11 protein-coding genes and 1 riboswitch are annotated in these 11,998 nt (G+C 42.1%); of the genes, 6 read left to right on the forward strand and 5 right to left on the reverse strand.

Annotated elements, in window-relative coordinates; translation table 11 throughout:
• Positions 1-209 precede the first annotated feature (209 nt).
• The 3 genes from C6W21_RS13410 (at position 210) to C6W21_RS13420 (ending at position 4,073) form a co-directional block, all read left to right on the forward strand.
• Positions 210-2,225, forward strand: a complete 2,016-nt coding sequence (locus C6W21_RS13410; protein WP_106050759.1) for a Na+/H+ antiporter — start codon at positions 210-212, stop codon at positions 2,223-2,225.
• A gap of 63 nt (positions 2,226-2,288) precedes the next feature.
• Complete coding sequence (locus tag C6W21_RS13415) at positions 2,289-3,158, forward strand: ROK family protein (protein ID WP_106050760.1); 870 nt, start codon at positions 2,289-2,291, stop codon at positions 3,156-3,158.
• Between the two features lie 69 nt (positions 3,159-3,227).
• A complete protein-coding gene (locus C6W21_RS13420; RefSeq protein ID WP_106050761.1) occupies positions 3,228-4,073 on the forward strand; it encodes an aldo/keto reductase in 846 nt (281 codons plus the stop codon).
• Positions 4,074-4,112: 39 nt separating this feature from the next.
• On the opposite strand, the gene modB is transcribed toward C6W21_RS13420, so the two are convergent.
• The 4 genes from modB to C6W21_RS13440 all read right to left on the reverse strand — a co-directional run bounded on the left by modB (position 4,113) and on the right by C6W21_RS13440 (position 8,137).
• The gene (gene modB / locus C6W21_RS13425; protein WP_106056460.1) at positions 4,113-4,772 is read right to left on the reverse strand and encodes a molybdate ABC transporter permease subunit; all 660 of its coding nucleotides are present in this window, start codon (positions 4,770-4,772) and stop codon (positions 4,113-4,115) included.
• A 5-nt stretch (positions 4,773-4,777) separates the two neighbouring features.
• Positions 4,778-5,554: a molybdate ABC transporter substrate-binding protein gene (gene modA / locus C6W21_RS13430; protein WP_106050763.1), complete on the reverse strand. Its 777-nt coding sequence runs from the start codon at positions 5,552-5,554 to the stop codon at positions 4,778-4,780.
• A gap of 115 nt (positions 5,555-5,669) precedes the next feature.
• Entirely contained in the window at positions 5,670-7,520 is a 1,851-nt protein-coding gene (locus tag C6W21_RS13435; RefSeq protein WP_106050764.1) for an LTA synthase family protein, read from the reverse strand.
• 125 nt (positions 7,521-7,645) lie between these two features.
• Entirely contained in the window at positions 7,646-8,137 is a 492-nt protein-coding gene (locus C6W21_RS13440; protein ID WP_106050765.1) for a metal-dependent hydrolase, read from the reverse strand.
• A 171-nt stretch (positions 8,138-8,308) separates the two neighbouring features.
• On the opposite strand from C6W21_RS13440, the gene C6W21_RS13445 reads away from it, so the two are divergent.
• From C6W21_RS13445 to C6W21_RS13460, 3 genes are all read left to right on the forward strand, one after another.
• Positions 8,309-8,737 (forward strand): MarR family winged helix-turn-helix transcriptional regulator, encoded by a 429-nt coding sequence (locus tag C6W21_RS13445; RefSeq protein WP_106050766.1) that lies wholly within the window; start codon positions 8,309-8,311, stop codon positions 8,735-8,737.
• 82 nt (positions 8,738-8,819) lie between these two features.
• Entirely contained in the window at positions 8,820-8,963 is a 144-nt protein-coding gene (gene sspJ / locus C6W21_RS13450; protein WP_003213383.1) for a small acid-soluble spore protein SspJ, read from the forward strand.
• 122 nt (positions 8,964-9,085) lie between these two features.
• A riboswitch (Lysine riboswitch) is annotated at positions 9,086-9,264 on the forward strand.
• Between the two features lie 192 nt (positions 9,265-9,456).
• Positions 9,457-10,863 carry an amino acid permease gene (locus C6W21_RS13460; RefSeq protein ID WP_106050767.1) on the forward strand — a complete coding sequence of 469 codons (1,407 nt, stop codon included), beginning with the start codon at positions 9,457-9,459 and terminating at the stop codon, positions 10,861-10,863.
• Positions 10,864-10,898: 35 nt separating this feature from the next.
• On the opposite strand, the gene C6W21_RS13465 is transcribed toward C6W21_RS13460, so the two are convergent.
• Positions 10,899-11,837, reverse strand: coding sequence for an iron-hydroxamate ABC transporter substrate-binding protein (locus C6W21_RS13465; RefSeq protein WP_106050768.1), 939 nt, complete (start codon positions 11,835-11,837; stop codon positions 10,899-10,901).
• Positions 11,838-11,998 lie beyond the last annotated feature (161 nt).

The following is an 11,998-nucleotide window of genomic DNA, read 5'->3' on the forward strand; positions in this document are numbered from 1 at the left end:
ACAATACATGTGATGAAAATTTTGTCAGCTGGCTGAATATATGGATTCAGCCTTTTTTTGCCTAGATGGATTGTTATGTGTTGGTTTCACATTTTGCGGAATACTAAAGAAGCACCTATGATCGGACGGATGAATCAACATGAAATGAACACATCTTTGCATGTAAGCAAAACTTGACGAAAAAATTGAAATAGGAGGGGCACGTACTAGTGGAGATTTTTTTGTCAGTGCTCGTATTACTAGCACTCATCGCATCATCTAATATTATCAATCGTTTTGTCCCCTTTATTCCAGTCCCGTTAATTCAAGTGGGCTTAGGAATATTGGTGGCAGCTTTTCCTTCAGGTTTACATATTTCTTTAAATCCTGAACTATTCTTCGTTTTATTTATTGCGCCGCTGTTATTTAATGACGGGAAGCGTACTCCAAGGGACGAGCTGTGGAAATTAAGAGCGCCGATACTTCTGTTAGCCCTAGGGTTAGTATTTGCGACAGTCATTGTAGCAGGATATACCATCCATTGGATGATCCCAAGCATTCCGCTTCCAGCCGCATTTGCGCTTGCAGCGATTTTATCACCGACAGATGTGGTAGCAGTAAGTGCTCTTTCCAGCCGTGTGAATATGCCAAAGGGCATCATGAGGCTGCTGGAAGGTGAAGGGCTGATGAACGATGCATCAGGGCTTGTTGCCTTTAAATTTGCCATTGCTGCAACGGTTACTGGCGCTTTTTCAATTGCTGAGGCATCATTTAGCTTTGTTCTGATTGCCGCAGGTGGTCTATTGACTGGATTTATTCTATCCTTTTTTATCATTCGTTTTCGCTATTTCCTCCGCCGGTTAGGAATGGACGATGTCACGATGCATATCATCCTGCAAATCCTTACACCATTTGTGATCTATTTAGCAGCGGAAGAAATCGGTGTGTCCGGGATTTTAGCGGTTGTAGCGGGTGGTGTGACACATGCCATTGAGCAGGATCGAATGGAGGCGAATTTAGCCAAACTGCAAATCGCTTCGTCAAACACATGGAATATTATTTTATTTATTTTAAACGGACTTGTTTTCGTTATACTTGGATTGCAGATTCCTGATGTATCGACGGTTATTTTCCAGGATGAAGCCTTTAATAATATGCAGGTCATCAGTTACATCTTAATCATCACGCTGTGTCTTATGATCCTGAGGTTCTTATGGGTATGGCTGTTCTGGGCAGGGAATTGGAGTGCAACGAAAAAGCAAAACGTGAAAAAACCGAAGCTTCGCGCCTCGATGCTCATGACATTCTCTGGTGTGCGCGGGGCAGTCACATTAGCCGGTGCCTTCTCCATCCCATTTACACTTGCGGACGGATCACCGTTTCCTGAACGGCATTTGATTATTTTCCTCGCAGCAGGCGTCATCTTATGTACACTCATTTTAGCTAGTGTGTTACTGCCTCTTTTATCTGAGAAAAAAGACAAGCAAATCGCCGTGGACTTGGATACAAAGATTCAGCATTCGAAACGGAAGCTGCTGAGAAGTGCCATTAAAACCTTAAGAGAAGGAATGAATGAAGACAATAGGGAAGTGTCTCTTGCACTCATCAATGATTACCGAATGAAGCTGCGCAATATCCAGCGTGAACCGTACCAATTCGGGATGAGAAAACAGGAACGAAAAATCAGATTGCATGGCATTAAAGCAGAGCAAATGAAGCTTCAGCAATTAATTGATGAAGAGAAATTAGATAAAGAAGAAGCCTATGAGCTACAGGAGAGATTTCATGAGCTGGAAATGCTGTATTCCAACTCCTTTAAAATTCGTTTTTCAAAAGTGAAGTTTCTGCGCTTGCTTCAATGGCTCCAATTATGGCGGCCGGATGAGCGCGTTTCAAGCGGCATTTTAGAAAACGAGGGATCGTACAAACAAATTCGTAAGAAAACGGCTGAGGCTGCTGTGGACTCGATCAAACAGCATATGACCGATGAAAATAAACAAACGTGTCATCAAGTCATTGGTTTTTACAATCAAGTGATTTTCCGCTGTGAACACGGTCCAAGCTTCTTCCAGCAAAAAGACCGTTCATTTGACCGGAAGAAAAAAGAGCTTAACTTCCAAGCTGTACAGACAATACGAAATGAAATTCAAACTTTGTATGAAGATGGTGAAATCAATCGTGATATTGCCCATCATTTAAGGGAGTATATCAATGACATGGAAGCTGTTCTTCTGACCAATACGTAATGTTGTGATCTTCTCCCCTATGTTTTATGATGAAGAAAGAGAACGAGCAGGGGGAGATCAATGATGGCGTATTATGGAGCAATTGAAGCTGGCGGTACAAAGTTTTGTTGTGCAATCGGCAATGAGCATGGGGACATTCTCGAGGAAATGACGATTCCGACAGAGCACCCGGAAAAAACATTACAAAAGCTCATTCCATTTTTCGAGCAGCATGACATTGAAGCATTAGGGGTCGGCTCCTTTGGACCGATCTGTGTCCAAAAGGACGACCCTTCTTACGGTTATATCATGAACACGCCGAAAGTAGAGTGGAAGCATTACCCGTTCATCCCAGAGCTAGAGAAGCAATTAGGGGTCCCAGTGTCTTTTACAACAGATGTTAATGCGGCAGCATTAGCTGAATTAACAAAAGGGGCAGCCAAAGGGCTGAATAGCTGTATGTATATCACGGTCGGTACGGGTATCGGTGCCGGAGCTGTTATGAAAAATGAGCTTCTTCACGGTCATTCACATCCAGAGATGGGGCACATCCTTGTCAGGCAGCATGAATCAGACCCATTTGAAGGAGTCTGCCCAGCGCATGGTACGTGCTTAGAGGGACTGGCAGCTGGACCAGCGATTGAGAAAAGGTGGGGGAAATCTGCCAAAGAGCTCACGCATGAAGAATCGGTTTGGGTACTTGAAGCCGATTATTTGGCTCAGGCGCTGATGCAGTACTCGCTCATTTTAAGCCCAGAGCGCATCATGATGGGCGGGGGTGTCATGAAGCAAAAGCAGCTGTTTCCACTAATTCGAGAGAAGCTTGCTGCTTATCTCAATGATTATGTAGACCTACCGCCGCTTGATACATACATTGTCTCTCCTGGACTTGAGGACAAGGCCGGCATGACAGGTGCTTTGCTGTTAGCCATCGAAGCGAAGAGAAACGCCTAATAATAGAGTTTTAAAGGACAACGTGAGATAATAAAAAAGATGGAATCTATGAAAAAGGTGGTTGTTAAAATGGTCAAAAGCTTGAATGATACCGTAACACTGAATAACGGAGTGGAAATGCCTTGGTTTGGTTTAGGTGTATTCAAAGTGGAGGACGGCAATCAAGTGGTAGATGCCGTAAAAGCAGCCATACGAAACGGATACCGCAGCATTGATACGGCTGCCGTATATAAAAATGAGACAGGCGTAGGCAAAGCGATTAAAGAATCTGGCGTGAAACGAGAAGATTTGTTCATTACGTCTAAAGTATGGAATACGGATCAAGGCTATGACAAAGCGCTGGCTGCATTTGACGCAAGCTTAAATCGATTAGGTCTTGATTATTTAGACCTCTATTTGATTCATTGGGCTGGCCCAAATGCAGATACATTTAAAGACACATGGCGTGCGCTTGAGAAGCTTTACAAAGATGGTAAAGTCAGAGCCATTGGCGTCAGCAACTTCTACATTCAGCATTTAGAAGAGCTGTTAAAAGATGCTGAAGTTGTTCCAGCCGTGAACCAAGTGGAATTTCATCCGAAACTGACACTTGTCGAACTGCGTCAATACGCAAAAGAAAAAGGCATTCAAATCGAAGCGTGGTCTCCGCTGATGCAAGGAAAGCTATTAGACCATGACGTATTAAAGGACATTGCTGCACGCTACAACAAATCTGTTGCACAAGTCATCCTGCGCTGGGATCTGCAAAGCGGCGTCGTGACAATTCCTAAATCAATCAATGAAGAACGCATTAAACAAAATGCAGATATTTTTGATTTTGAACTATCAAAAGAAGATATGGAAAAAATCGATGCATTAAACAATAACGAGCGCGTCGGCTCGAATCCAGAGACGATGACGGTTGGGTTTGAATAAATGAAAAAATCCTCTTTCTCATATGAGAAAGGGGATTTTTTATGTACTGCTTCTTCGCACAGCCAAAAGCATAATAAAAGATAAGATCACAATACAAATCGTCCAGGACCAAGCAAGCTCCATTCGTCCAGAATCAATCGCCACATAGATAGCGGTTGGAAGTGTTTGAGTTTTTCCTGGGATGTTGCCGGCAAACATTAAGGTCGCCCCGAACTCTCCAAGGGCTCTCGCAAAGCTGAGGATGCTGCCAGACAGTAGGGAAGGCAAGGCAAGTGGTACGGTAATATAGGCAAAGACTTGGAATGAATGAGCACCATCTACTTTTGCAGCCCCTTCAATATCTGACTCAATCGTAGAAAAGCCAGCCTTTGCTGATTGATACATAAGCGGGAATGCCACAACTGTCGATGCAATGACTGCCGCCCACCATGTGAAGATAACCGGCTGGTGGAAGATCCATTCAATCGCGCCTCCTATTACGCTATGCTTTCCGAATACGACGAGCAATAAAAACCCAACAACTGTTGGCGGGAGAACAAGCGGCATCATCAGGAGCGTTTCCACAATCATTTTCCCCTTAAAAGTTGTTCGCGCCATCCAAAAGCCGACCGTTGTGCCAAAAACAGTGGCCAACAGCCCGCTGACGATGGCAACTTGAACGGAGAGCCAAATGGGAGATAGAAATTCTTCAGTCAGCATAGGCTTTACGATACTTGAAAGCCGTACTTTTTAAAAAATGATTTGGCTGTTTCTGATTGAAGAAATTGAAAAAAGGTCTTGGCTTCCTCTAAATGTTCTGTCCCTTTTACGATCCCTACTGGGTAAATGATCGGGGAATGCATGTCCTGATTGGCTTCAGCGGCAATTTTCACTTTTCTGGAAACGAGGGCGTCTGTTTTATACACAACACCTGCTTCCACATTTCCTGTTTCTACGTAGCTTAAAACTTGCCGCACATCTTTGCCGTACACAGCGTTCTTTTTCACTTGATCCCAGATGTTCAGCTTTGTGAAAATCTCTTTGCCATATGTACCAGCAGGAACCGATTCAGGTGTGCCAAGAGCAATCTTTCCTTTTACGTGCTGGACGTCTTGAAAGCTTTTAATAGAGGAAGAGTGATCTTTTGTCACAATGAGTACAAGCTCATTTTGTATGGCTTCCTTGATAAAATGTTGATCGATGTCTCCAGATTGCACAAGCTCATCAAAGGGAGCTTCAGCTGCAGAGAAAAAGATATCCGCTTTTGCCCCTTGAGCGATTTGCTGCTTCAATGCGCCGGATGACCCGAAATTATTTGTTAATGTCACATTCGGATGCTCATCGTTAAAGGCAGATTCAATTTCTTTTAGTGCATCCTGAAGACTTGCCGCTGCTGAAATTACAAGCTCTGTTTTTTTGCTTGTATCCGATGACTTCATCTCTGTTTGACACCCACTCAGGAGCAAGCAGATGGCGATGAAGGCGAAGAACGTATACTTCATGTTCACACCTCTTATCATTCAATATCATATGTATCCTTTATTATAAGCAAACTTATTTGACCATTCATAGGCATTCAGTAAAAAGAGAAAAGAAAAAGCCGCCAGATGGCGACTTTTAATGCTGATAAAAACGCAGCAAATTCCCATTGATCACTTTGTCTGATAAGGAAAGCTCTTTATTGGCTTTTTCGATATAAGGCTGACACACCTCATCCTGTTCAACAGGTTCTTTTGTTTTTTGATCATAGCAGGTGTTCTTTGTATAGAGATAATCATCTGTAATAAAGTTCCCGTTTCTCAGTACAGCGAAAGGCGTCCGTTCATTTGAAAATAAATCATTGCCGAATTGAATGGCATCCTTCGTTTCAATCCCAAGTAAGTGAAGAAGTGTCGGCTTTACGTCCATTTGACCAGCTGTTTCAGAAATGGTCTGCGGTGCTTGATCCGTGACACCAGGAATGTAAATCAAAAAGGGTACCCGCTGTAGTTTGACAGCATCAAACGGCGTGATTTCCTCTTTATTGAGCAGCTGTGCCATTGCCTCATGATGTGCCTCTGATATGCCATAATGGTCACCCATGAGGACAAACATCGTATTGTCATACAACCCTTCTTCTTTCATACGGTCAAAAAACATCTTAGTCGCTTCATCTTGATAGCGGACGGTCGTCACATAGCGGTTTAAAATGGTACTTGACGAATCATATTCATCAATAAACTGATCCTTCGGGTCAATTTCAAATGGAAAATGATTGGTCAAGGTAATGAATGTACTGTAATAAGGTTGCTTTAACTTTTTTAAATGATCAACGGATTGATCAAAGAAGTCGATATCCTTTAAGCCCCAGCCAGTTGAATTCCGTTCATTGACATCATATGAATCGACATCATAAAAACGATCAATTCCTAGAGATTCATACATCACATCACGATTCCAAAACGTTTTATTATTCGCATGAAATTGGATGGATTGATAGTTTTCCTTTTTCAACTGTTTGTATAACGTGTCATATTCATTGTCACTCGCTGTGAAAAAGACAGCGCCGCTGCTAGAAGGATAGAGAGAATTAGCGACAATAAACTCTGAATCGGACGTTTTCCCCTGCTCTGTCTGCTGATAAAATTCATCAAAATAAAAACTCTTTTTAGCCAGTTGATTTAAAAAGGGAGTGATGGATTGTCCATTCACCTTTTGATTCATGACAAATTGCTGCGTCGATTCAAGTGAAATGAACACAACGTTCTTGCCTTTAGCAAGTCCAAAGTACTCTTCGTTTGGTGCGCTGTAATCAGCCTTTGTATAGTTTGCTACGGTAGAAAGCGTATCTTCATCTGCAAAGGCCTTTTGTCCAATGCGTGCCGTTTGGGCAGCGCCGTCATACAGATGAAATTGGAAAAGCCCAAGGTTTCTGACAATGACTTCACGATCATAAGAGCTTGTCAGAAATCGAGGATGATCCATCATGGCTGAGCTGACATGAAACAATAGGAAGCTGCAGCAGACCGCATAATATATTTTGATCGTCTTGAATGCCGCTTTTGGGGCTAATGGTTTGCGCTTGAGCAGCCAAGCAAGTACCACAAAATCAACGAGCATCAGCACAAAGAGCGGGTGGAATAATTCCGTCATACTGCTGCCCATATCTCCCATGTTCTTTGCTTGGAATAACACGGGAATAGTAATGAAATCAATATAAAAACCATAAAAGATCGTATTCGATATGAGAATCGCCGTTAGAATAAAATTTGCAGTCAATAAAAAAACCTTTTGTTTGCTTTCATTTAAAAAAAGAGCTATCCCAAACAAAGGGAGTAGAAAGCTAAGTGGATTGATCAAAAGCAGCCATTCATGAAACAGATTGGCCGTTCGTATGTGAAATCCGAATTGATAAATGATGTATGTTTTCATCCACATGAAAAGGATGGAGTACACTAAAAACCAGTGATTTTTGAAAAACGCTTTCATTTATGTATCTCCTCACCATTCTATATTCAGTTGCAAGGCAAAAACACTTATCTTAAACCTACTAAAAAAATGAGGAATGATCAATTCATATCCTGTCTTTTTCGCAAAACTCTTTTTTTATTCTGTTAAAACTGGATTGGGATGGTTATACCGCAGATGACGGCGATGTAATAGCATGTGACGACGGTGAGGGCAGCTAGTACGACTTGTTCTCCTGTGCTGCCTGTTTTGACATAGAAGGGGAGACGCACTTTAATGGAAGCTGGAAATAAAAATTTAATGCCGTTCACTGTTCCAGCATCAAGGATAAGGTGGCTCGCCATTCCAACGAGTAAACCTATACTTAGGCTGTCATTTGGAATGTATGTTGTCGCGAGAAAATAAATGATCAGCAGAAATAATAAACTGTGTGTAAACGTGCGATGACCGAACACGCTGCTGATCAGAGTCGAGAGCAGCGGAAATTTTCTACCGATTTTACTTTTTGTATGGCAAAGATCGGGGATCAGAGCACCTGCTGATCCAGCTGCAGCCATGATGACTGGGTCGAGTCCGTAGTAGTAGGCGACGGCCGTTGAGGCGGCGATTCCGCCCATAATGTGTGTTTTTCCTGTCATGATGCGTACTCCTGTTCTGTCTTTTATTCAAGTACTCACTATATCAAGGGTGAATTCATTCAGCAAGGCTTATTTCTAAAGAAAAAGAGGACAAAAGGGTTGGCTGATTGGAAAAACATTCTATAATAAGGGGGAAGTCATGTTGATACTAACGATAAGGATGCGATTCGGATGAGTAATGCAGACATTTTAAAAGAAATTGTTCTTGTACATTATGAAGTCAGCCGTAAATTAAACCGCAAGTTACTTGAGTTAGAAAAAGACATCACGCCACCGCAGATATATGCTCTTTCTATTTTGATACAAGGCAAAGTATCACATGCCGAAGAGCTGAAACAAAGACTCTCTTTAAACCCAGGTGCAGCCTCCATTGCACTCAATAAGTTATGTGAGCAGGGCTATATTCAGAGAGAAAGGGACAAAGGCGACCCCACGCTTGTCCGGTTAGAAGCTACGGAAAAAGGGCTAGCGATTTATGAAAAGCATACACGTCTTTTCGGAAAGGTGATTCAGCATATGATGTCAGACTTCACCAAAGAAGACTTAAAGACCTTTTTGACGTATTTGCAAAAAATGAGACAGACCTTTCATGATGATTGAGCCTTCCCCCCTTGTATAATGCGGCGGACTGTAGCACAAATTAAACAGGCAACCGCATTTTATGAAAAGGGAGGAAACAGCGATGTCATTTTTCCAAAAGGATAAAAAGGCGAAAAGCGAGAAAGACCACAAGCAGGTAGATCAGCTGTTAGAAGAAGCAAGCAAAGAGCTAGCAGGCGATCCGCTTCAGGAAGCTGTACAAAAGAAGAAAAACAACGATCAATAAGCAGGTAATAGCGCAGAGAAATGATTCTCTGCCTTTTTTCTATGTTTTTCCCTTTGACAGATGTGAGAATGTTTGATAACCTTCGTGTAGTAAAAATGAATAGAAATCCTCACGCTATGTCTCAGTGAGGTAGAGGTTGCGCGGATGATGAGTCACTCATGGGAGAGATGGAATCGAAGATCATGAGAAAAAAGGCATCAGCGCCGAAGTGTAGAGAGAGCTCCAACTTTCTTTATGCTGGGTCTGCATTGAATAAATGCAGGACTGCCACGTCTTTGAAGCGTGGAGGGCTATCCGGAGATCAAGGTGTATGTTTTGAAAAGCATGGACTGTTGTTCAGGCTTTTTTTTATGTTCTGAGTACCAAAGATAAGGGTATGCTGTTAAGAAAGTGACCCATGATGAACATAAAGAATACAAGTCATTGCTTCACAAATATATCAATGAAGATACTGCCGGGTCTGGTCCGAAGTGAATATAACGGAGGTACGGAAATGGAACAGACAAAAAAATGGGGTTTTTGGTTATTGACGGCTTTTGTCGTCGGAAATATGGTAGGTTCAGGCATCTTTATGCTGCCAAGTACACTTGCCCAGCATGCTAGTCCTTTAGGTGTGACGATGGCATGGCTTGTCACAGGTGGCGGTGTGCTGATGATTGCACTTGTCTTTGGGCATTTGTCCATTCATAAGCCGCAGCTGACGGCTGGACCACAAAGTTATGCAAGAGCGCTTTTTAACGATCCGAAAAAAGGGAAAGCGGCCGGTTTTACAATGGTTTGGGGATATTGGGTAGCAAGCTGGATTAGTAATGTCGCAATTATTACGAGTCTAGCCGGTTATTTAACGACATTTTTCCCTATTCTCACCGTGAAGACGGAGATTTTCACCTTTGGAAAAGAAGCGATCACACTTGGTCAGCTGACAACCTTTATTGTATGTACCATTCTTCTCTGGGGAACACATACTATCTTAATTACAAGCTTAAGTGCTGCAAGTAAATTAAACTTTATTACGACCTTTTCAAAGGTACTTGGATTCGTCCTTTTTATTGTTGCTGGATTATTTGCATTCCAAACGGCATTATTTGAACATTATTACTTCCCGGTTGCAGCAGAAGGCGAAGGAGTGCTTGGGCTTGGAGGCCAAATTCATCATGCGGCTATTTCCACACTATGGGCATTTATTGGCATCGAATCTGCTGTCATTTTATCAGGAAGAGCGTCCTCGCAGCGCGATGTGAAACGTGCAACGATTACAGGTCTTTTAATCGCACTTTCCATTTACATGATAATTACTTTGATTACAATGGGCGTCCTGCCGCATGATCAGTTGCAAGGCTCAGATAAACCATTCGTTGACGTGCTTCAGCTCATTATTGGACCGGCTGGTGGAATCGTCATGGCACTGCTTGCGATCATTTGTTTATTTGGCTCGATGCTTGGCTGGATCTTACTTGGTTCAGAAGTACCGTATCAAGCAGCCAAGGCTGGCGATTTCCCAGCAGTATTTGCAAAAACAAACAAAAAAGGCAGTCCTGTTTTTGCTTTGACGATTACAAATATCATGTCACAGCTGTTTATTTTCTCAGTGATGTCCCGTACGATTAATGAAGCTTTTACCTTTTTAACAACATCAGCGACACTTGCGTATCTCATTCCGTATATTGTGTCTTCCATCTATAGCTTTAAGGTCATCATGCAAGGTGACACGTATGATCTTCAAAAAGGAAAGCGAACAAGAGACGGAATCATTGCGCTTGTTGCGATGGGGTATTCCGCTTGGGTCATTATTTCAGGAACAGCTGATTTGAAAACATTTGGACTTGGGATCGGTCTGTTCTTAGTAGGTATTTTGCTTTATCCATTCATGTCAAAAGGATTCGCCAAAGGAACGGAATAAGGTAAACGTTTCTCCAAAAATGGAGAAACGTTTTTTTATGATGCAGCTGTTAATCGGTCCACAATAAACTCAAGCTGTCCTTCTAGTGACACTGGGTCATTAAAGAAGTACCCGACAGGATCGATTTCAAATACGTGTTTATTTTGTACGGCAGGCAGTGATGTCCAAATGCTGCTTTGATATACTTGGTCACCTTTACTTTTTGAACCGCTCCATGGACTAGTGAAAATATAGTCGCCTGCGTATTCTGGCAGTTTTTCAAGGGAAATGTTTGCATAGCCGACACCGCTATCGATGGCATCTTTTTTAACTGCCTTTGGCGCACGTAATTTCAGCTCGTCATAAATGATTTCGCCTCCGCGAGCAAAGGTGTTTCCAAAGATATAAATACCTTTATCAAAAGGCGACACGATTGAAACGGTTTTGCTGCCGACCGCTTTTGTTACTTTAGGTTTTACCTCAGCAATTTTTGTGTCCCATTTCGTGATCCATTCTGCTGCTTTTTTCGGAGTACCTGTCATTTTACCGAATTCTTTTAGCTGATCTTTAAAGGAATATTGATTGTATTTAATTGCAACGGTTGGAGCAATTTTTTTGTATTGATCAAATTTCTCGTCTTCTCCCCAAGCGATAATCATATCTGGCTTCAAAGCGGCTACCTTTTCGACAGAAGGGGTTGTTCCAAGGTTTTTGACACCATCCGTTTTTCCTTTATAGAAAGGGTTTTTAAAGATGGGGGCAGTTGCAGCAATCGGCGTCTTGCCAAGTGTCACGAGGTCTCCGTAGTAGCTTTCTGCCAGAAGCACAATTCGTTTCGGATCTTTAGGGAGTTTGACTTCACCTTTGACATCCTGATAAGTGATCATGTCATTCTGATTGGCTCCAGATTCTTTATTTGAAGAGCTGCCGCAAGCAGCTGTAAAAAGAATAAGAATGGCTAAGGAAATCAAAAGAAATCCAGATCGTTTTTTCACAAAGATTCTCTCCTATTCACTTTCTTATGATAATGATTCTCATTTTCGATTATATCGTAACATGATGGGATGAAAAATGCATCGGCTATTTTAGGACCTAAAGAAAAATGGTAAATTTCTCATGGTTTTTTGATGAAAATAAAGAAAATGTTCAGAACAAT

Source organism: Bacillus sp. NMCN1, assembly GCF_002998085.1.
GTDB lineage: Bacteria > Bacillota > Bacilli > Bacillales > Bacillaceae > Bacillus.

What these genes read in the sequence shown, in the direction of transcription:
- sspJ (WP_003213383.1), top strand. Translation starts at nt 8,820, where the DNA reads ATGTCATTTTTCCAAAAGGATAAAAAGGCGAAAAGCGAGAAAGACCAC.
- C6W21_RS13445 (WP_106050766.1), top strand. Translation starts at nt 8,309, where the DNA reads ATGAGTAATGCAGACATTTTAAAAGAAATTGTTCTTGTACATTATGAA.
- C6W21_RS13460 (WP_106050767.1), top strand. Translation starts at nt 9,457, where the DNA reads ATGGAACAGACAAAAAAATGGGGTTTTTGGTTATTGACGGCTTTTGTC.
- modB (WP_106056460.1), bottom strand. Translation starts at nt 4,772, where the DNA reads ATGCTGACTGAAGAATTTCTATCTCCCATTTGGCTCTCCGTTCAAGTT.
- C6W21_RS13415 (WP_106050760.1), top strand. Translation starts at nt 2,289, where the DNA reads ATGGCGTATTATGGAGCAATTGAAGCTGGCGGTACAAAGTTTTGTTGT.
- C6W21_RS13440 (WP_106050765.1), bottom strand. Translation starts at nt 8,137, where the DNA reads ATGACAGGAAAAACACACATTATGGGCGGAATCGCCGCCTCAACGGCC.
- C6W21_RS13420 (WP_106050761.1), top strand. Translation starts at nt 3,228, where the DNA reads ATGGTCAAAAGCTTGAATGATACCGTAACACTGAATAACGGAGTGGAA.
- modA (WP_106050763.1), bottom strand. Translation starts at nt 5,554, where the DNA reads ATGAAGTATACGTTCTTCGCCTTCATCGCCATCTGCTTGCTCCTGAGT.
- C6W21_RS13435 (WP_106050764.1), bottom strand. Translation starts at nt 7,520, where the DNA reads ATGAAAGCGTTTTTCAAAAATCACTGGTTTTTAGTGTACTCCATCCTT.